Below are 19135 nucleotides of genomic sequence, written 5' to 3' on the forward strand. Positions count from 1 at the left end.
ACCATGCGTGCAGTTCAGGTCGTGGGTTACCACGACAAGTTGCAACTCAACGAGGTTCCCGCGCCGGTGGTGACCGGCCCCCTCGACGTGATCGTGAAGATCGGTGGCGCCGGAGTGTGCCGCACGGACCTGCACATCCTCGAGGGTCAATGGGAAGAGAAATCCGGTGTGGCACTGCCGTACACGATCGGCCACGAGAACGCCGGGTGGGTCGACTCGATCGGTGACGCGGTCACCAATGTCGCCGTCGGCGACAAGGTGATCCTGCATCCGCTCATCACCTGCGGGCTCTGCCGAGCATGCCGGTTCGGCGACGACGTGCACTGCGAGAACAGCCAGTTCCCGGGCATCGACACCAACGGCGGGTATGCGGAGTACCTGAAGACCACGGCCCGCAGCGTCGTACGGATCGACGACTCGCTGGAACCCGCCGACGTCGCCGCGCTCGCCGACGCGGGACTGACCGCGTACCACGCCGCCGCGAAGGTCGCGCGCATGACGCGACCCGGGGACACGTGCGTGGTGATCGGCGCAGGAGGTCTGGGCCACATCGGAATCCAGGTCCTCGCTGCCATCTCCGCGGTCCGGATCGTCGTGGTGGACCGCAACCCCGACGCGGTCGAACTCGCCCAGCAGATCGGGGCCGACGTCGGGGTCGTCGCCGTCGGCTCGCACGTCGAGAAGGTCCTCGAACTGACCGGTGGGCACGGCGCCGAGGCCGTACTCGACTTCGTCGGGGAGGGCGGGGCCACCGCCGAGGGCACCGCGATGCTGCGGCGGGCCGGGAACTTCTTCGTCGTCGGCTACGGCGAGAACATCAACGTGCCGACCATCGACGTCATCTCGACGGAGATCAACTACATCGGCAACCTCGTCGGCTCCTACAACGACCTCGGGGAGCTGATGGACCTCGCCGCGCGGGGAAAGGTGAAGCTGCACACCAGCACCTACGCCCTCGACGATTTCCAGCAGGCCCTCGACGACCTCGACGCCGGCCGGGTGCGCGGGCGGGCGATCCTCGTCCCCTGACCTCGCCGACCCTTCGAGGTTCCGTTGCTGTCGCTTCTCACACCTCAGGGACCAAGAGACACAACAGTTTCACCGCAGTACACAGCCGAGAACAACGAACGAAAGGCAGGACTACCATGGCCAAGGAGTTGCGCTACAACGCCGAAGCGCGACTGCGGCTCGAGCGAGGGGTCAACGCACTCGCCGACGCGGTCAAGGTGACGCTGGGACCGAAGGGACGCAACGCCGTTCTGGAGAAGCTCACCGGCCCTCCCACCATCACGAACGACGGGGTGACCATCGCCCGGGAGATCCAGTTGCGCGACCCGTTCGCCAACATGGGCGCCCAGTTGGTCAAAGAAGTGGCGATGAAGACCAACGGGGCGGTCGGTGACGGCACCACGACCGCAACCGTGCTGGCGCAGGCCATGGTTCGCGAGGGTCTGCGCGCGGTCGAACAGGGCGCCAACCCGATGCGAGTGCGTCGTGGCATCGAACGTGCCATCGCCACCGTCATCGAGGCACTGTCGCAACAGTCCATCGCGCTCGGCGGCCGGAGCGACCTCGAGCGGATAGCCACTCTGGCCGCCAGCGATGACGAGGTCATCGGGTCGGCGATCGCGTCGGCCGTCGAATACGTCGGGCGCAACGGTGTCATCACGACCGAGGAGAGCGACACGCTCGGACTCGGCGTCGACGTGGTCGACGGCATCGAGTTCGACCACGGGTACATCTCCGGCTACATGGTCACCGATCACGAACGCATGGAAGCCGTCCTCGAGAACCCGGTGGTACTCCTCACGAACAAGAAGATCACCACGGTCCAGGAGATCATGCCCAGCATCGAGGCGGCCAAGCGCGCCGACCGCCCACTGCTGGTCCTCGCCGAGGACGTCGACGGTCCGGCACTGCAACTCCTCGTCGGCGGCAACATGCACAAGACGATGCAATCGGTAGTGGTCCGCGCCCCGGGCTTCGGGCACCGGCGGGTCGCCGAACTCGAGGACCTCGCCGTCGCACTGGGCGGTCAGGTGATCGCCAAGGACACCGGCCTGGAACTGTCGGAGGTGTCTGTCGAACAGCTCGGCAAGTGTGACCGGGTGACCATCACCGAGGATGCGACGACGATCGTCGGCGCTCGGGGTGACCAGAGCCTCGTCGACGCCCGCGTGGCCCAGCTCGAGGCCCAGCATGCGCGTGCCCGCATCGACGCGGACCGTGACAGCCTGGAACTCCGGATCGCGCGGCTGACCGGCCGAGTGGCGGTGATCCGGGTCGGCGGGGTCACCAGCGTCGAACTCAAGGAGCGCATGCTCCGAGTGGAGGATGCGTTGGCCGCGACGCGGGCAGCAGTCGAGGACGGCATCGTCTCCGGCGGCGGAACTGCTCTGGCGCAGGCACATCGAGCCCTGGAATCGCTCGCCGAGGTATCCGGCGACGAAGGGGTCGGCATCGATGTGGTGCGCCGATCGATGGCCGAACCCCTCTTCTGGATCGCCACCAACGCCGGGTTCGACGGCGAGGAGGTGGTGCGGGTCGTGAGCGGACTGCCGCTGGGACATGGCTTCAACGCGATGACCGGTGGCTACGGCGACATGTTCGATGAGGGCGTCATCGATCCGGCGAAGGTCACCAAGGCCGCGCTGGAGAGCGCTGCGTCCATCGCGGCTCTGCTGATCACCACGGAGACCGCCGTGGTAGAGGAGGTACTCACCCATCCGGGCGCCATCGAGGCGCCGGGCTTCGGCGACCTCGCCGAGGGGATGGTCCGACCCTCGAACATCTATTAGCCGGCCACACCGCACACCGCCCCACGCAACCGGCCGGTATGCACCGGCCGGTCCACCGACCCCGGCGGGACGTCACCGCACAACGGTGACGGGGGCCGGTCGCGATCGGAATTCGTTCTCGGCATCGATCGCGGCCGGCCCACTGCCGAGATGGATCCCCGCAGGCCGGTTTCGCCGACTCCGTAGCGGATGCCACCCGCCACCAGCACCTGTTCGGTACACTGCGGTTGATGTGAGACGTACATCATAGTAGGGAGTTGTCCACCCAGGTGAATCATCAGCCCACAGCCCGGGCCCGGAACTCGATCACCTACGTCGCGCGAGCGCGCGAACGATTCTTGAGCGAGGACGGGACGCCCGACGACCGTGTCGACGGCACCGTCCGAGACGCGATCTCCACCTCCTGGCGGCGGTCGCGCTCATTCAAGGTGCAGGCGGATCGGCTCGAGCTCCCCTTCGTTCGTGAACCGAACACCGACAGCCCGTTGATGAGCGCGGCCCGCCCGGTGCTCGACCAGCTCGCCGTGGACCTGTCCACGGAGCCGGTGAGCATCATCCTCACCTCCCCGGACGGCGTCGTGCTGTCCCGCGCGGCCGGCAGCAGGGAACTCCTCGGCCAGCTCGATGCCGTATCCCTGGCTCCCGGGTACAGCTACAGCGAGGAGCATGCCGGCACCAACGGAATCGGCACCGCACTCGAGACCAGGCAGGCGACACTCGTCACCGGCGCCGAGCACTACGCGGGCTGCCTCGCCCAGCTGAGTTGTGCCGGGGTCCCGATCCGTAATCCGTTCTCCGGCGGCATCGTCGGCGCCCTCGACCTCACCGGCTGGGTGGAAGAGGGCGGTTCGCTGCTGCTCTCCCTGGCCAAATCGGCCACCGTCCAGATCGAGCAGCAGATGTTGGCAAATGCCAGCGAGCGCGAATCCCGGCTTCTCGCAGCCTATCTCGCCACCTGCCGGCGGGCACCCCAGATGATGGTCCTGGCGCTGGCCGCCGACGTCGTATTGATGAACCGGCGCCTACGCCAGAGCATCGACCCGCAGGACCAGGTGTCGATGCTCGAGCACGCGGTCGACCAGACTCTCGACACCACGACCGCCCGCCGGGTCAACACGCTGCCCAGCGGCCGCACCGTGCGACTCGCACCGGTCGCCGAGTTCTCCGACACCGACGCGGGCATCGCGGTCTTCCACGTCCACCTGATGGATCCGGGGCCATCTCCCGAGCCCCGCCGCCGACCGGCGACGGCGGCGACGCTCCCCGGCATCGTCGGCCGCAGCTCGTCATGGCGAGAATGCTGCGATCGCATCGCCCAGCACGTCGGAGCAGGCCGCTGGATCGCGGTGTCGGGCGAGCGCGGGAGCGGCCGGGCCGCGGTGCTACGCGCAGCAGCGGGCCAGTACCGCCGTGGCACCATCCGCGTCTTCTCCGCGGAAGACTTCTCCGACGCCGACACCCTCGACAGTTTCGGTACCGAGATCGAGCGCGACGACTTCGCCATCATCCTGCGCGACATCGACGAGTTCGACGACGACATTCTCTTCGACGTCGCCGACGTGCTGCAGGGCCGCGAACACGCAGGATGGCTCGGAATCACGCTCGGCAACGTCGACACCCTGCCCGCCCTGGGCGCGACCCTGCTGCCGTTCTTCTCCCACACCGTGGAGGTGCCGCCACTCCGGCATCGCATCGAAGACCTACAGGTCCTGGTGCCCGCCATCCTCCGACAACTCACCCGGGGAAAGGAACTCCCGGTCGCCCCGGATGCGATGCGACAGCTCAGCAAGTACACCTGGCCCGGCAACGTCGCCGAATTGCGGCAGGCCCTGCGCGACGTGGTCACCCATCACCGGTCCGGGACGATCACGGTCAAACAGCTTCCCCCGACCTATCGGGCGCAGAGCCGACACACCCTCACCCGCATCGAGGCGCTCGAACGCGACGCCATCGTGCGCAGCCTCGAGGAGAACGGTCACAACAAACTGGCCGCCGCCCACGCGCTGGGCATCTCCCGCGCGACGATCTACCGAAAGATCAAAGAGTTCGGCATCGACGTGTGACGGCGCCACCCGGCGTCGTCGGTCCGCACGCAGCCCGTCGCCGAGCCGAGCCGGGGTGTGTCGTCGTGTCCTGGTCCGGCCGGGGCATGATGGACGAGCGGCGGACATTCAGATACCGGCGCCCGCCGCCCGATCGACGAGGAAAATGCGATGAGCACACCCATGTCCCGCCGGGACCTCGAGTTCCTGCTGTACGAATGGCTCGACGTCGAGTCCCTGACCTCGCGAGACCGGTTCGCCGCGCACTCACGCGAGACCTTCGACGCCGTACTCGAACTCAGCGCCGACATCGCGATGAAGTGCTTCGCACCCGCCAACAAGATCGGCGACGCCAACGAGCCCTACATCGGCGACGACGGCAAGGTCGTGCTGCCCGACGAGATCGTCGCCGGGCTCGCCGAGTACCGCAAGGCAGGCCTGATCTCCGCCTCCTTCGACGAGGAACTCGGCGGCATGCAATTGCCGACCGTCATCCGCCAGGCATCGGCCGTGTGGTTCCAGGCCGCCAACGCCGCCATGTCGTCGTACAACTTCCTCACCATGGGCAACGCCAACCTGCTCGCCGAATACGCCACCGAGGAGCAGCGCGAGACCTGGGTCCGTCCCCTCGTCGAAGGCCGCTTCTCCGGCACGATGTGCCTGTCCGAACCGCAGGCCGGGTCGTCGCTGGCCGACATCACCACCAAGGCCGAACCCGCAGGCGACGGCACCTACCGGATCACCGGCACCAAGATGTGGATCTCGGCCGGCGACCACGAACTCACCGAGAACATCGTCCACCTCGTCCTGGCGAAGATCCCCGGTGGTGGCCCCGGCGTCAAGGGCATCTCACTGTTCATCGTGCCCAAGTACCTCGCCGACGGGACCCGCAACGACGTCGCGCTCGTCGGCCTCAACCACAAGATGGGCAACCGCGCCACCACCAACACCCTGCTCAACTTCGGCGACGGCACGTTCGCCGCCGACCCGACATCCGGCGCTGTCGGTTACCTGGTCGGCGAGGAGCACCGCGGCCTCTCCTACATGTTCCACATGATGAACGAGGCGCGCATCGGTGTCGGATTCCTCGCCACCGCACTGGGTTACGCCGGTTACCGGGCCTCACTCGAGTACGCGAAAGTGCGCACGCAAGGCCGGCCCGTCGACCAGAAAGACCCCTCGACCAAGCCGGTCCCGATCATCGAGCACGCCGACGTGCGCCGCATGCTGCTCGCCCAGAAGTCCTATGTCGAGGGCGCTCTCGCGTTCGGGCTGTACTGCAGCACCCTCGTCGACGAGGCGGCGACCGCGACCGACCCCGCCGAACGCGATCGGTTGAACCTGTTGCTCGAGGTGCTCACCCCAATCGCGAAGAGCTGGCCCTCCCAATGGTGTCTCGAGGCCAACAGCCTCGCGATCCAGGTCCACGGCGGGTACGGCTACACCCGCGAATTCGACGTCGAGCAGTACTACCGGGACAACCGGCTCAACCCGATCCACGAAGGCGCACACGGCATCCACGGACTCGACCTCCTCGGGCGCAAGGTGATCATGCAGGGCGGCGCCGGACTCGCCGGCCTGGCCCAGACCATCGAGACCACCGTCGGACGCGCACGTGGGGTCGACGGACTCGCCGATCACGCCGAGGCGCTGCACTCCGCGGTGGACCGCCTGGTGAAGGTGACCGCGCACATCTGGTCGGCAGGCGACCCCAAGCTGTCACTGGCCAACGCGACCGTCTATCTGGAGACGGCCGGACACATCGTGATCGCCTGGATGTGGCTCGAGCAGCTCCTCGCGGTCGGCACCCGGACCGGCGATTTCTACGACGGCAAACGTGCTGCCGCGCAGTACTTCTTCCGGTATGAGCTCCCCAAGACCGGTCCCCAGCTCGACCTGCTGACCGCCCTCGACCGCACGACTCTCGACGTCGAACCCGCCTGGTTCTGACGCCTTTTCCTGCCGGCCGGCGCACCGCGTCGGACGTCTTGCCGAGTACCCAAGGGAGACAACGATGTCCGTGATGGATCTGTTCGACACCACCGGCAAGGTGGTCATCGTGACCGGCGCCTCGTCCGGGCTGGGGGTCTCGTTCGCGCGTGGCTTCGCCGAGGCCGGCGCGGACGTGGTGCTCGCCGCCCGACGGGCGGAGAAGCTCGCCGACACCGCCGCGGCGGTCGAGGCGCTGGGACGCAAGGCGCTGGTGGTACCCGCCGACGTGGCCGACCCCGACCAGTGTCAGCGCGTCGTCGACGCCGCGATGGAAACCTTCGGCAAGGTCGATGTGCTCATCAACAATGCCGGTGTCGGGACGGCATTCCCCGCGACCCGCGAGACACCCGAACAGTTCCGCGCGGTCATCGACGTCAACCTGAACGGTTCGTACTGGATGGCCCAGGCCTGCGGGCGGGTCATGCAGCCGGGAAGCGCCATCATCAACATCTCGTCGATCCTCGGCATCACCACCGCCGGGCTGCCGCAAGCGGCCTACGCGGCGAGCAAGGCCGGCGTCATCGGCCTCACCCGAGACCTCGCCCAGCAATGGGGCGCGCGCAAGGGCATTCGGGTCAATGCCATCGCCCCCGGCTTCTTCGAGAGCGAGATGACCGACACCTACCAGCCCGGATACCTCGACTCACAGATGCCGCGAGTCCTGCTCGGCCGCACCGGACACGGCGAAGAACTCGCGGCCACCGCGATCTGGCTGGCCTCGGCCGCCGCCGGATACGTCACCGGTCAGACGCTCCCCGTCGACGGCGGGATCACGGTCACCTAGCGCGACGTCGGTCCGACGGCGACACCGGCTCTTCCACACCTAGACTGACGGCAATGGACCCCTCATCTGATCCACCGCTGCCGGCGCACTCCGAGGTACACCCGACCCTGCGCGAGCCGGCGAACCGGGTCGATCCGCGCGCCAAGACCCTGTGGCGCATCGGCCCTCTCGTCCTCGGTGCACTCGGCGTCGTCGCCGCCGTCGTCGTGGCCGTGGTCGTCGACGAGGCGCGTTGGGCCGCGGTGCTCGGGGCCATTCTCATCGCCGTGCTCGCCGTCGTCTACACCGCTGTCGTCCCGGTGTGGCGCTACCGTTTTCACCGCTGGGAGGTCAGCGACGACGCGGTGTACTCGCAATCGGGCTGGTTCGTCCGGCACCGCGTGATCATCCCGATCGCCCGAATACAGGTGGTGGACACCGAGGCCGGCCCGTTCGAGCAGTTCCTCGGGCTGGCGACGCTCACCGTCACCACGGCGTCATCGGCCGGCACCATCCACATCGCCGGCCTCGACGCCGAGGTCGCGCGGACGACCGCCGCCGACCTGACCATCCGCACACAGGCTTTCACCGATGACGCGACCTGAGCCGTTCGCCGTCGACGGGCCCGACGACTGGCACCGGCTGTCGCCGTGGATGATGGCGGTCAAACCCGTCGAACTCCTGCCCTCCCTGGTGCCGGTCGTGATCGCGCTGGTCTTCGCCGGTTCGGGCGCACCGCTCTTCACCCTGATCGCCACGGCGGTGATCGTGCCGTTCGTGACGGTGGTGCCCTGGCTGACCACGCGCTACCAGGTCACCGATGAACACGTCCGGGTGCGCAGCGGACTGATCACCCGCAAGGTCGCGACCGCGCGCCGGGACCGGATCCGCAGTGTCGACCTCACGGCCTCCCCGGTGCACCGCGTGCTGAAACTGCAGAAGGTCAAGATCGGCACCGGCGGTGACGACGAGTCGTCGACGGTCGTCCTCACCGCTCTCCCCGTGGACCAGGCGCGGGCACTGCACGACAACCTGATGGCGACGCGCACCCACCGGGGACCGTCATCGCCGGCCGACGGGACACATCCCGACGATCCGGCCGCCGCGGAACCCGAAGCCGAGGTGCTGGCCCGGTTCCAGACCTCCTGGCTGCGCTACTCCCCCTTCTCGGTCGCCGGGCTCGCGCTGGCCGCCGGCGCGGCCGGCCTCACCGCGCAGATCGCCAACGACGCCGGGGTCTTCGACGAGGGGATCGGCATCGCGCGCGACGCCGTCGACGCGGTGCGCGACACCGCGATCGGATTCGTCGTCCTGGGGGCATGCCTCCTCGTGATCATCGTCGGCGGCGTCCTGTCGGTCCTGGGGTACGTCCTGAACTACTGGAACTTCCGACTCCTCCGCCATCCCGACGGGACCCTGCGCACCGAACGCGGACTGCTCACCACCAACGCGATCAGCTTCGACGAGCGGCGTATCCGTGGCAGTCACCTCACCGAGCCGGTACTCATGCGGCCACTGAAAGGTGCTCGGCTGCAGGCGATCGCCACCGGCAGCACCAAACACCCCCTGCTGCTCCCGCCGGCACCCATCGACGAGGCCATGCGCGTCGCCGGACTCGTCACCCACGAACGGACCGAGCTGACCACACCGCTCGTCGGACACGGCACCACCGCCCGGTTGCGCCGCCTCAACCGCGGATTCCTGTGCGGGGCCGCCGCACTCATCGTCATCGGCATCGCCGTCGTCACCCGCGCCATCCCGGCACCCTGGCTCGTGCTGGGAGTCGTCGCAGTCCTCTCCTCGACCGCACTCGGCGTCGTCCGCGCCCGTCATCTCGGACATCGGTTGACGGCTCGCTCGGTGGTCATCGCCCCGCCGAGCGTCGCCCGGCAACGCGTGGTCGTCGACCGGGACGGCGTGATCGGCTGGGCCAGCCGCACGTCGCTCTTCCAACGCCGGGGCGGCGTGACCACGCTGATCCTCGCCACGGCCGCGGGCGCCGAGCACTACGCGCTCGTCGACGTCGAGGAGGAGACCGCGGCGGCCGTGGCCCACGACGTCTCGCCCGACTGGATCCGCCCGTTCCTCACACGCTGACCTCGACGGTCAGTACAGGGGCAGGCCGGCCGCGGCGGCGAGCAATCCGAGCACCGCGCAGACGCCGAGGGTGCGGAGCACGGACTGCTTGAGCGGATAGATGAGGACGAAGGCGATCACCGTGATCACGACCGCGAGCGGCCGCAGCGTGTCGAGGTGCGGAACCGCGAGGTGCAGCGGTCCGGCGGTGACGACCGTGGTGTCGCGGAAGAGCGTGTGCAGGGCGAAGTAGAGGGCGAGGTTCGCGATCACGCCCACCACCGCCGCGGTGACGCCGTTCAGCGCGGACGTGAGATGCCGGTTGTTGCGCAGCTTTTCGATGAACGGTGCACCGAGGAAGATGAACACGAAACTCGGCACGAACGTGACCCAGGTGGTCAACAGCGCACCGATGGTCGCCGCGACCCAGGGATCGAGTCCGCCGGGATCGCGGTAGGCGCCGAGGAACGCGACGAACTGGACGACCATGATGAGGGGGCCGGGCGTCGTCTCGGCCAGTCCCAGTCCGCGCACCATCTCACCGGGGGTGACCCAGCCGTAGACGTCGACCGCCTGCTGGGCTATGTAGGCCAGGACGGCATAGGCACCGCCGAAGGTGATGAGGGCGGTCCAGGTGAAGAACGTGCCCTGCTGGGTGAACACACTGCCCGTCCCGGTGGTTGCCACGACGATGCCCATCGGGATGACCCAGGCCAGCACACCGACGCCGAGCACGATCGCGGCGCGACGCCAGCTCGGGGACGCCGTGTGGATCGCGTCGTCGGCGATGACCGGCGCCGGCCCGTCGTCCGATGTCTCGGCACGGGCGGTGACATGGTGGCGGCCGGTCAACCAGCCGACGAGGCCGGCCACCGCGATGACGATCGGGAAGGGAAGGGCGAAGACCGCGAGCGCGATGAATGCGGCGACGGCGATGGCGATCTGGATACGCCCGGTGAGTGCCCGCTTGCTGACCCGGGTGACCGCCTGGGCGACGATCGCCAGCACTGCCGGGCCGATACCGGCGAACAGCGCGGCCACGATGGTGGTTGCCCCGAACGCGACGTAGACGGCCGACAGTCCCAGGATCGCGATCGCGCCCGGCAAGACGAAGAGGATGCCGGCGATCAATCCCCCGGCGGTGCCGTTGAGCAGCCAGCCGACGTAGATGGCGAGTTGCTGCGCCTCGGGTCCCGGCAGCAGCATGCAGTAGTTGAGAGCGTGCAGGAACCGGCGCTGACCGATCCAGCGCCGGTCGTCGACCAGCGCGCGCTGCATCACCGCGATCTGGCCCGCGGGGCCTCCGAAGGTCTGCAGCGAGATCAGGAACCACGCCCAGGTCGCGGTGCGCAACGACACACCCGCCGACGGGTCGACCACTGCGCCCGTCCCGCCACCAGCCGACTCACCGGCCACCGACTCCGACGGCACCTCCGACCGCCTCGACGAATCCGAACCTCCGGGCAGACCGGATCTCTCCGACATCGCCACACCCAACCCTCTCTCGCGTGCCGCGGGCTTCTGGTGCCACGGCCGTCGTGCAACTCCAGCAGATGCAACCACGGTTACAATCGAGTTGTCCAGGTTTTGATGCACGGTGAGCGACGGGTCACGACATCGGTTGCCGTTGCATGATCTGATGGACATGTCGAGGAGGTGATCGGTGACCGAAGCCTGGGTGATGCTCGTGTACCGGGTACCGCGGGAGCCGTCGACGCCGCGAATCGCGATCTGGCGCAAACTCCGCAGGTACGGCGCATACCAGCTGACCGACGGGGTGGTCCTGCTGCCCGCGAGCCCCCGAACCCGCGAACAACTCGAATGGGTGGCCGAGGACGCGGTCAACGCCGGCGGCTCGGGCGAGGTCTGGGAGGCCGCGCCCACCAATCCGGCTGAGCTCGAACGGATCCGGACCGAACTCCAGGAGGCGCGCGGCGCCGAGTACGCCGAGATCGTGGCCGAGGCACAACACGTGGCCGAGCACGCCGACCCAGCCAAACAGCTGGGCGCGCTGCGTCGCAGGTTCCGCGAGATCACCCGCCGGGATCATTTTCCGACCGAATCGCGCGAGACCGCCCGCCAAGCGCTCCGCACCCTGGCCGACCAGGTCGTCGAGGCCGAACCGGCGCGGCCGTCATGAGGTGGGCGACGCGCGCCGGCGTCCACATCGACCGGGCGGCCTGCGCATGGCTCATCCGCCGTTACGTCGATCCCGCCGCGGAGTTCGTCTTCGTCACCGATCCCACCGAAATCCCCTCGGATGCCACCCCTTTCGACATGCGTGGGGTCGAGCTGGGCCATCACGACGGCGACTGCACCTTCGAGACAATCCTGCGCAGGCACGACCTGAGCGACCCCGTCCTGTGGGCGATCGCCGAGATCGTCCACGAGGCCGACATCGAAGACGACCGGTACGACGCCCCGGAGGCACCGGGACTCGACGTCGTCCTCCGCGGGTTGTCACTCTCCGGCGACGACACCCGGACACTCCAGGTCGCCGACGCCATCTTCGACGGCCTGTACGAGTACTACCGCCAGCGCACCCTCACCGGCCGCGAACCGTCGTGAGCGAGTGCTCCACGGGGCGCGGTCGTGGTAGATGCACAGACCGCTTCCGAGTGGCACTCACGATGCCCGCCGGTGCCTCGTGGACCCTGCTCGCCGTGCATCGGGAGGGTCGGCCAGGTCCGAGTAGGACAGGGGCAGCCGGGTGCGTACCCGCTGCGCCAGGTCCGGCAGGTCCAGCGCCTCGAGATAGACCGCCCACGCGGCGGCCGGCATGCGCGCACAGAGGTCCCCGTCGAGACGCACCTCCGGCCGCCGACGCTGAGCCGCGGCCCACTCGTGACCGGTCTGCGGCCGTGAAGATCTCGGCCGGCGTGGTGACGAACATCGCGCTCTCTTCCCCCGAAAAGTTCGATCAACTGCATCGTCTAGTGTGCCATCCTGCATTCATGGGGGAAACACTACGGGTGCGCTGTGACGGATGCGGGGCCGAGATATCGGTGAGGATCACCGGCGGACGAGGGATATCCGCAGTTCAGCGCGCCGCACGCATCGACGCAGTGCTCGGAGAGGCCGGATGGTCGACCACCGGCCTGACCGACTTCTGTCCCGACTGCATCGACACCGACCCGGCACCCACCGCCGAAACCCGGCCGCACCTCACCATCGTGCGCGACCAGCCGCCGGCGTAGGCCGACCGCGATCCCACCGCCGGGACGCCGACACCGACCGACTGAGACGATTCGCCAAAACCGTCCGACCCGCTTTCGCGCTGTGGTAGACATCACACCAGATGAGTCAACGCTGACTGTTCTCGGTCGGCCGAGATCGTGTCGACGAAGGGTCGTGGGGATGACGGACGCCAATTCCAACTCGAAACTCAAATCTCCGAACGGTTTTCCGCGTCGATCCGTGTTGCGCGGGTCGGCGGCCGCCGCGGTGCTCGCCGGAACCGCGGTGGCGTTGCCGGGCGTCGGCGTACCCACCGCACGGGCGGTGCCACGTCACGGCCGCGGGCGCGGTCGCGACGTCGCGATCTTCGGCGGCGGGATGGCCGGCTTGTCCGCGGCACATGAACTCGTCGAACGGGGCTTCGCGGTCACGGTCTACGAACCGTCCCGGCTCGGAGGCAAGGCCTACAGCCACGACGTCCCGGGCACCGCGCGGGGCGGGCGCCTCGCGCTCCCCGGCGAGCACGGTTTCCGGTTCTTCCCCGGCTGCTACCAACACGTGCCGGACACCATGGAGCGAATTCCGCTGGGCGCGAGCAATGTTCGAGATCGGCATCTCGTCGACGTCGAGTCAGCGGTGATCGCTTTCGACGACGCCGGATACGCGCCGACCACCGCCCCGGCATCCATCATGGGTTTTGTCCAACACGCGCCCGAGATCGTGACGCTGGACAACCTGCGCAACGCGTTCATGACCGGGCTGAAGTTCGTCGTCGATGTCCCGCCTCCCGAACTCGCCTTCTTCGTCACCCGCGAGCTGATCATCGCGACGAGCTGCACCGAGCGCCGGATCGGCCAGTGGGAGAACCAGTCCTGGATGCAGTTCGTGAAGTCCAAGGGCAAGTCCCGGGCCTACCAGCGATACCTCGTCGGAGCGCTCACGCGAGCACTCGTCGCGGCCAAACCCGACACCGCGTCGGCCCGCACCATCGGCCAGATCGGACTCGCCCTGGCCACGTCGGCGACCGGACTGATCAGCGGCTACGACGCCGGGCTCGTGCACGGCGGAGTCGACCGGATCCTCAACCGCCCCACCAACCATGCGTGGATCGATCCCTGGGTCGCCCACCTCCGCCGTCGTGGCGTCCGGTTCGAGATGGGGACCGGTCTGGCGCGGCTGACTCTCGCCCGCGGCCGGATCAGCGGTGCGCAACTCGTTTCGGGCGCGTCGGTGGATGCCGACTGGTACGTCGCCGCGATGCCGATCGACCGGCTCCGTCCGCTGCTGTCGCCCGAGCTGATCAGCGCCGACCCGTCGCTGGCCGGGATTCATGCCCTGAAAGACGACTGGATGGTCGGCATCCAGTACTTCCTCTCCCGGCGCGCCGACATGCCGCCGAGCCACATCGCGGCGCTGGGTACTCCGTGGGCGCTGACCGGGCTCTTCCAGGCCCGTCCGTGGAACGTCGACTTCGCGCGTACCTACGGGGACGGCCGGGTGAAAGACTGTCTGTCCATCGACATCTCGGAATGGGAGAAGCCGGGCATCCTCTACGGCAAACCCGCCAGGCAGTGCACCCGGAACGAGATCGCGCGCGAGGTGTGGGCACAGATGAGCCGCGCGATGAACTCCGGGTCGCGAAAGATCCTGCGGTCGGAGGAGATCGTCACCTGGTCCCTCGACCCGGGCATCACCTGGTCGCCGTCGATCGCCAACGCCACCCCGCTGATGGTGAACACCGCCGGCTCGTACAAGAACCGACCGAACGCCTACACATCCATCCCGAATCTGTTCATCGGCGGCGACCACGTCCGGAGCAACATCGATCTCGCCACGATGGAAGGCGCCAACGAATCCGGGCGTCGGGTGACCAACGCGATCATCGCGGCCGCCGACAGCCCCGCCCGCGCGGCCACCGTGTTCCCGCTCTGGGAGCTGCCGATGCTCGAGCCGCTGAAACAGATCGATCGCGATCGCTACCGGGCGGGACTCCCGCACATCCTCGACGTCTGAGGCCGTCGATAATCAGCGACGCTCCGAACTACGATGCCTCCGTGACCACCTCCCCCGGCGCCGCCCGGCGCGCGCGGCAGCAACGCAGCGGGGTCACCCAGACCCGCATCCTCGATGCCGCGATCCGCGTCCTCGTCGACAGCGGGTACGCCGCCGCCAGTACGGTCGCGATCCAGAACGAGGCGGGCGTCAGCCGGGGCAGGTTGTTGCACCACTATCCCTCGCGCGACGCGCTGCTGATGGCGGCCGTCGGACACCTCGCCCGTACCCGGATCGCCGAACTGCCCAGTCGCGTGGACTGGCCGGCAGATCCGATCCAGCGCATCGCGCTGGCCACCGACGTCGGGTGGTCGACCTTCCACCAGCCGTATTTCGTCGCGTCGATGGAACTGTGGGTGGCCGCGCGGACCAATGCCAATCTGCGTACGGCGCTGCTACCGACCGAGCGTGAGATCGGCCAGACCGTGCGACGTGCGGTGGCCGGTTTCCTCGGTCCCGAGCTCACCGCGTCGCCGCGTTACGCGGATCTGTATCCGCTGCTCCTGACAAGCATGCGCGGCGCGGCGACGACCTACCTCATCGACCGGCGCGACCCGACGACCGATCCCCACCTCCCCCTGTGGCGGGACCTCACCCGCGTGTACCTCCTCGGCGACGCCGGGGTCACCCGGTCCGCCGAGTCGTCGCCTCAGTCCGCCGGGGCCGCCGGGTCCCCCGAGTCCGCCACGTCCCCGGACGATGCCAGCGCCTCGAGCAGCCGGTCGACGAACGGGACCTGAGCGGGATTGAGCCTGGTCCGCGCGAGATCGGTCGAACACCACTCGGCGCGATCGATCTCCGGGAACGCCCGCATCCGGCCCGACCGGGGCGGCCACATCAGATCGAACGTGTTGCTGACGACAGACGCGACGTCGAGGTCACCCGCCACGCCGAAACCGATCACCCGCTTGCCGCTCTTGAGCGTCACCTCGCCGAGTTCGATCGGCCGGCCATCCGGTACCGGGCTCCCGATCTCCTCGGCATACTCACGCCGGGCGGCGGCCCACTCGTCCTCCCCCGGTTCGACGAGCCCCTTGGGCAACGACCACGACCCCGCATCCGGCTTGCGCGCCCAGATCGGGCCACCGGGGAACACGAGGAGGACCTCGACGCCGGCGCGGTCCGCGGGCGCCCGGCGATAGAGCAGAATGCCCGCGCTGCAGCGGGAAGCGGTTGCGGTCACCGATATATCTTGCCGGAAACGCCGCCGATACACGGCTGCTCAATTCCGGAAACCTGCGAGCCGTAGAAATCGACCCATGTCGGTTCTGGGCGTCATCAAGAACGGGAAGACCGCCGCGCATCCGGTGGACGAGATCCCACCCTTCGTTCGTCTCTTCCCCCTCGGCCTGCAGCATGTGCTGGCCATGTACGCCGGAGCGGTGGCGGTACCGCTCATCGTCGGTGGGGCGATGGTGAGCGCGGGTCAGCTCCAACAGGGCGACATCGTGCACCTGATCATGGCCGACCTCTTCGTCGCCGGCATCGCGACGATCCTGCAGGCGGTCGGCTTCTGGCGGTTCGGGGTGCGCCTCCCGCTGATGCAGGGTGTGACCTTCGCCGCCGTCGGACCGATGATCACCATCGGGACGTCGTACGGCATCACCGCCATCTACGGTTCGGTGATCGCGTGCGGCGTGTTCATGATCGCGGTCGCACCGATCGTCGGACGACTGATCCGCTTCTTCCCGCCGCTGGTCACCGGGACCATCATCCTCATCATCGGGGTGTCCCTGATGCGGGTGGCGGCAGGCTGGTTCGGCGGGGGCACCGCCGCGGGTCCCGACTTCGGCGACCCGAAGAACATCGCCTTCGGCTTCCTCACCCTTGCCGTCATCATCGGCATCGAGCGATTCGCGCCCCCGGCGATCCGGCGGGTGTCGATCCTGCTCGGCCTGGCGGCCGGCACCCTGATCTCGATCCCGTTCGGGATGACGCACTGGGATCAGGTCGGCGAGTACCCCTGGCTCGGCATCCCGCAGCCGTTCCAGTTCGGCGCACCCACCTTCGAGATCAGCGCGATCGTCTCGATGATCATCGTCGGCGTCGTGATCATGACCGAGACCACCGGGGACATCGTCGCCGTCGGCGAGATCGTCGACAAGAAGATCACACCCCGCAAGCTCGCCGACGGCATGCGCGCCGACGGCCTGGGCACCGCGCTCGGCGGCGTGTTCAACACCTTCCCGTACACGGCGTTCGCCCAGAACGTCGGCCTCGTCGCGATCACCGGCGTGAAGACTCGCCACGTCGCGACCTGCGCGGGCATCATCCTGGTCGTCCTCGGCCTCCTGCCGAAGATGGCAGCGGTCATCGAGGGCATACCCCTGCCGGTGCTCGGCGGCGCCGGGGTCGCCCTGTTCGGCATGGTCGCGGCCAGCGGCATCCGGACGCTCGCCAAGGCGAAGCTCAACAACACCAACATCCTGGTCGTCGCCATCTCGGTGGGTGTGGCGATGCTGACCGAGGCCAAGATCTACTACACCGACCGCGAACTCGGTGAGGAGCCGGTCAACGTCGTCCTCGATCTCTACGCCCAGTTCCCCGACTGGTTCCAGACCATCTTCCATTCAGGGATCTCCGCCGGCGCCCTCACCGCGATCGTGCTGAACCTCCTGTTGAACACGCGGAGTGTCTCCGCCGATCCGGTCGATTACCACAACACCGGGGACATCGCGGTGGTCGGCACTCCCGATGGAACAACCGACCTCTCCGGCGCCGACGGCGTTCGTGCCGCCGCCTTCGACCCCCGGGACGCGCTGGCGGCCGCAGACCCCGACACCCCGGCGGACACCCTCCGCTATCTGGCCGAACACGACCCGTCGCTGCACCCGTTCATCGTCACCAATCCGGCGACGCCCAAGGACCTGGCCGACCACATCAAGAGCCTCGGCGACCCGAAGGTGTTGCGGCTCTTCGACACCTGGGACGGTTACACCTCAGGCGGATTCTCCCGGCGCGGGTCCTGACCCGGCTTCGTCCCCCGAGGCACGGGCGTCACCCGTGCTGCTGCTTGGCGTAGTTGCTGGCGCCGTAGAAGTCGACGAGGACCACGGGATCGTCGCCGACCACCCAGGCGTCGTGACCGGAGGGCAGGGACGTGATCTCCCCGGGGCCCGCGTCGAACTCGGTTCCGTCGGCCATCACGACGTGCAGGACGCCGGCGGCGTGGTACTGGAAGTGGGGCGCCTCGCAGAGCTCGGTGCCGGCGATCGGTTTGACGTCGACCGACCACCTCCAGCCGGGCTGCAGGGTCATCCGGCCGATGTCCGAATGCCCCACGCTGACTATGTCTATCTGGCCGTGCCCGAACGTGCGTACCTCGTCGGGTTCGGCGAAGGCTCGGTGTTCGGTTCGGTGCTCGGTGCTGGTCATGATCCCTCCCGGTGATCGCGTGCTGGACGCCCGACCAGGACAACGCTAGGCCCGCGACCTTGCGGTTGTACTGCGACGACCGCACGATCGCGCATCGAAGCACGTCGGTCGTGGATCCCCCGCGAGGGCTCCGGTTCGGCCTATCGTGGAAGCCATGTCCTCCAGACAAGATCCCGACCCGGCACACGACGATGCGGACATCGTCGACCCCGATCTCCCGCACGAGTGGCCCCACGATTCCGCGTTCGCGTTCGGCGATTCGGCACCGATCGGCGAGACCGACCGACTCGCTCGCGAACGCGCGGCCTACGACGCGGCGAGTCACGGAAGCGACGTCAATCGTGGCCACGCGCTCGGCGGTTCGGCCGGCAGCACCGAGGGGCAGTAGATGGAGGTGTTGTCCAGCCGGGTGCTCCTGCTCTCGGCCGATCCCGAACGCCTGCAGTCCTTCTACCGCGACCGGCTCGAGCTGCCGGTGCACCGCGAGTATCCGGGTGGCGTCGTCTTCTTCGCGGGCAACGGACTCATCGAGATCTCGACACACATGGCGACCGACGCACCCCCTGCGACGAGCGATTCCGTTCTCTGGCTGCAAGTCCGCGACGCCGAGGCCGTCGCCGAGCAGTTTCGGGAGCGCGGCGTCCCCGTCACCCGCGAACCGCGCACCGAGCCCTGGGGTCTGATCGAGATGCACGCGAGCGATCCGGACGGCCGCACCCTCATCGTCGTCCAGATCCCCGCCGATCACCCGTTGCGCAAGGACACGCGATAGCCGTCCACACCGCTCACCGCACGCGGCAGGACGTCCGGCGGACCCGGGCCTCCGGGTCGATCGGCGACCGAGGTCGCGCACGCACCAT

At 68.3% G+C, this 19135-nt stretch carries 17 protein-coding genes and 1 pseudogene; 15 read left to right on the forward strand and 3 right to left on the reverse strand.

The genetic code is table 11. From position 1 onward, the window contains the following. Nucleotides 1-3 precede the first annotated feature (3 nt). From AMD30_RS10405 to AMD30_RS10435, 7 genes are all read left to right on the forward strand, one after another. Nucleotides 4-1029 carry an NAD(P)-dependent alcohol dehydrogenase gene (locus tag AMD30_RS10405; protein ID WP_055475577.1) on the forward strand — a complete coding sequence of 342 codons (1026 nt, stop codon included), beginning with the start codon at nucleotides 4-6 and terminating at the stop codon, nucleotides 1027-1029. A 116-nt stretch (nucleotides 1030-1145) separates the two neighbouring features. Next, entirely contained in the window at nucleotides 1146-2798 is a 1653-nt protein-coding gene (groL, locus tag AMD30_RS10410) for a chaperonin GroEL (RefSeq protein WP_010844616.1), read from the forward strand. A 257-nt stretch (nucleotides 2799-3055) separates the two neighbouring features. Beyond that, on the forward strand, nucleotides 3056-4861 hold the full coding sequence (locus AMD30_RS10415; protein WP_055475578.1) for a helix-turn-helix domain-containing protein: 1806 nt from the start codon (nucleotides 3056-3058) through the stop codon (nucleotides 4859-4861). Between the two features lie 150 nt (nucleotides 4862-5011). Further along, on the forward strand, nucleotides 5012-6790 hold the full coding sequence (locus AMD30_RS10420) for an acyl-CoA dehydrogenase (RefSeq protein WP_055475579.1): 1779 nt from the start codon (nucleotides 5012-5014) through the stop codon (nucleotides 6788-6790). 64 nt (nucleotides 6791-6854) lie between these two features. Beyond that, entirely contained in the window at nucleotides 6855-7616 is a 762-nt protein-coding gene (locus AMD30_RS10425; RefSeq protein ID WP_010844619.1) for an SDR family NAD(P)-dependent oxidoreductase, read from the forward strand. Nucleotides 7617-7669: 53 nt separating this feature from the next. Continuing rightward, the gene (locus tag AMD30_RS10430; RefSeq protein ID WP_055475580.1) at nucleotides 7670-8200 is read left to right on the forward strand and encodes a PH domain-containing protein; all 531 of its coding nucleotides are present in this window, start codon (nucleotides 7670-7672) and stop codon (nucleotides 8198-8200) included. Then, on the forward strand, nucleotides 8187-9692 hold the full coding sequence (locus AMD30_RS10435) for a PH domain-containing protein (RefSeq protein WP_055475581.1): 1506 nt from the start codon (nucleotides 8187-8189) through the stop codon (nucleotides 9690-9692). Before AMD30_RS10430 ends, AMD30_RS10435 begins: the two co-directional genes overlap by 14 nt. A 9-nt stretch (nucleotides 9693-9701) precedes the next feature. On the opposite strand, the gene chrA is transcribed toward AMD30_RS10435, so the two are convergent. Beyond that, complete coding sequence (gene chrA / locus AMD30_RS10440; RefSeq protein ID WP_156354214.1) at nucleotides 9702-11162, reverse strand: chromate efflux transporter; 1461 nt, start codon at nucleotides 11160-11162, stop codon at nucleotides 9702-9704. A gap of 172 nt (nucleotides 11163-11334) precedes the next feature. Here chrA and AMD30_RS10445 point away from each other — a divergent pair, with 172 nt between their 5' ends. The 5 genes and pseudogenes from AMD30_RS10445 to AMD30_RS10460 form a co-directional block, all read left to right on the forward strand. Continuing rightward, a complete protein-coding gene (locus AMD30_RS10445) occupies nucleotides 11335-11811 on the forward strand; it encodes a Chromate resistance protein ChrB (RefSeq protein ID WP_055475582.1) in 477 nt (158 codons plus the stop codon). Continuing rightward, nucleotides 11808-12239: a chromate resistance protein ChrB domain-containing protein gene (locus AMD30_RS10450; protein WP_055475583.1), complete on the forward strand. Its 432-nt coding sequence runs from the start codon at nucleotides 11808-11810 to the stop codon at nucleotides 12237-12239. The genes AMD30_RS10445 and AMD30_RS10450 overlap by 4 nt, the downstream gene beginning before the upstream one ends. A gap of 293 nt (nucleotides 12240-12532) precedes the next feature. Beyond that, nucleotides 12533-12868 carry a hypothetical protein gene (locus AMD30_RS24995; RefSeq protein WP_156354217.1) on the forward strand — a complete coding sequence of 112 codons (336 nt, stop codon included), beginning with the start codon at nucleotides 12533-12535 and terminating at the stop codon, nucleotides 12866-12868. Nucleotides 12869-13028: 160 nt separating this feature from the next. Then, nucleotides 13029-14861: a hydroxysqualene dehydroxylase gene (locus AMD30_RS10455; RefSeq protein WP_055475584.1), complete on the forward strand. Its 1833-nt coding sequence runs from the start codon at nucleotides 13029-13031 to the stop codon at nucleotides 14859-14861. 41 nt (nucleotides 14862-14902) lie between these two features. Beyond that, nucleotides 14903-15514, forward strand: a pseudogene (locus AMD30_RS10460) (TetR/AcrR family transcriptional regulator); the annotation flags it as partial. A 35-nt stretch (nucleotides 15515-15549) separates the two neighbouring features. Here AMD30_RS10460 and AMD30_RS10465 read toward each other — a convergent pair. Then, nucleotides 15550-16083 (reverse strand): NUDIX domain-containing protein, encoded by a 534-nt coding sequence (locus AMD30_RS10465; protein ID WP_055475586.1) that lies wholly within the window; start codon nucleotides 16081-16083, stop codon nucleotides 15550-15552. A 76-nt stretch (nucleotides 16084-16159) separates the two neighbouring features. Between AMD30_RS10465 and AMD30_RS10470 the strand changes: the two genes are divergently transcribed. Beyond that, nucleotides 16160-17869, forward strand: coding sequence for a nucleobase:cation symporter-2 family protein (locus tag AMD30_RS10470; protein WP_055475587.1), 1710 nt, complete (start codon nucleotides 16160-16162; stop codon nucleotides 17867-17869). A 28-nt stretch (nucleotides 17870-17897) separates the two neighbouring features. Here the strand turns inward: AMD30_RS10470 and AMD30_RS10475 are convergent, their stop codons facing one another. Beyond that, complete coding sequence (locus AMD30_RS10475; protein WP_010844630.1) at nucleotides 17898-18275, reverse strand: cupin domain-containing protein; 378 nt, start codon at nucleotides 18273-18275, stop codon at nucleotides 17898-17900. Nucleotides 18276-18429: 154 nt separating this feature from the next. Here AMD30_RS10475 and AMD30_RS10480 point away from each other — a divergent pair, with 154 nt between their 5' ends. Beyond that, a complete protein-coding gene (locus tag AMD30_RS10480; protein WP_010844631.1) occupies nucleotides 18430-18663 on the forward strand; it encodes a hypothetical protein in 234 nt (77 codons plus the stop codon). Then, entirely contained in the window at nucleotides 18664-19047 is a 384-nt protein-coding gene (locus AMD30_RS10485) for a VOC family protein (protein ID WP_014927770.1), read from the forward strand. It begins immediately after the preceding gene. The last annotated feature ends 88 nt before the right edge of the window (nucleotides 19048-19135 follow it).

The sequence above is a fragment of the Gordonia sp. HS-NH1 genome (assembly GCF_001418765.1).
Classification (GTDB): domain Bacteria; phylum Actinomycetota; class Actinomycetes; order Mycobacteriales; family Mycobacteriaceae; genus Gordonia.

Coding starts and splice junctions, on each gene's coding strand:
- AMD30_RS10405 (WP_055475577.1), top strand. CDS start 4: ATGCGTGCAGTTCAGGTCGTGGGTTACCACGACAAGTTGCAACTCAAC.
- groL (WP_010844616.1), top strand. CDS start 1,146: ATGGCCAAGGAGTTGCGCTACAACGCCGAAGCGCGACTGCGGCTCGAG.
- AMD30_RS10455 (WP_055475584.1), top strand. CDS start 13,029: ATGACGGACGCCAATTCCAACTCGAAACTCAAATCTCCGAACGGTTTT.
- AMD30_RS10430 (WP_055475580.1), top strand. CDS start 7,670: ATGGACCCCTCATCTGATCCACCGCTGCCGGCGCACTCCGAGGTACAC.
- AMD30_RS10420 (WP_055475579.1), top strand. CDS start 5,012: ATGAGCACACCCATGTCCCGCCGGGACCTCGAGTTCCTGCTGTACGAA.
- AMD30_RS10480 (WP_010844631.1), top strand. CDS start 18,430: ATGTCCTCCAGACAAGATCCCGACCCGGCACACGACGATGCGGACATC.
- AMD30_RS10485 (WP_014927770.1), top strand. CDS start 18,664: ATGGAGGTGTTGTCCAGCCGGGTGCTCCTGCTCTCGGCCGATCCCGAA.
- AMD30_RS10475 (WP_010844630.1), bottom strand. CDS start 18,275: ATGACCAGCACCGAGCACCGAACCGAACACCGAGCCTTCGCCGAACCC.
- AMD30_RS10435 (WP_055475581.1), top strand. CDS start 8,187: ATGACGCGACCTGAGCCGTTCGCCGTCGACGGGCCCGACGACTGGCAC.
- AMD30_RS10470 (WP_055475587.1), top strand. CDS start 16,160: ATGTCGGTTCTGGGCGTCATCAAGAACGGGAAGACCGCCGCGCATCCG.
- AMD30_RS10425 (WP_010844619.1), top strand. CDS start 6,855: ATGTCCGTGATGGATCTGTTCGACACCACCGGCAAGGTGGTCATCGTG.
- AMD30_RS10450 (WP_055475583.1), top strand. CDS start 11,808: ATGAGGTGGGCGACGCGCGCCGGCGTCCACATCGACCGGGCGGCCTGC.